Source organism: Rhizobium leguminosarum (genome assembly GCF_010668065.1).
GTDB lineage: Bacteria > Pseudomonadota > Alphaproteobacteria > Rhizobiales > Rhizobiaceae > Rhizobium > Rhizobium leguminosarum_S.
The window spans coordinates 1-393 of record NZ_WUEN01000046.1; the positions used below are offsets into that span (position 1 = coordinate 1).

At 35.1% G+C, this 393-nt stretch carries 1 protein-coding gene; it reads right to left on the reverse strand.

What is annotated here, in order from left to right:
* A partial coding sequence (locus tag GR198_RS36050) for a plasmid recombination protein (protein WP_246711155.1) occupies positions 1-393 on the reverse strand: 393 nt, incomplete at both ends.

Consider the following 393-nt stretch of genomic DNA (forward strand, 5'->3'; position numbering starts at 1 on the left):
CAAATTCATCAGCAGTTAATATCTTTCTACCAGTCTCTTCACGTCCAGAGAACAAACCTGTACGCTCATTTTCATAATCAAAGGGTTTCGTAGACCTCATATGCTCTATTCCACTCTGTAACTGCTTATTTGCCTTCTGTAACTCATCCTTAACTTCTTGCAGTTCCTGTTTATGAAATACAGTATCTTTCTTGTACTGATCCAGTTGCTCAAAAAAATCTCGGTCAGATGTTACTAGCAACTCATTTACAAGAACAGCATCTTTCCTCGTTTTTCTTGTACCTGTTTTTTGTGATTCAATAATTTCTTTGACACGTTCGTTGTAATCAATATTTTTATCATTTTTCAAATCATAATTTTCACGTGTTCGCTCATGGTCAATATCATCATTCG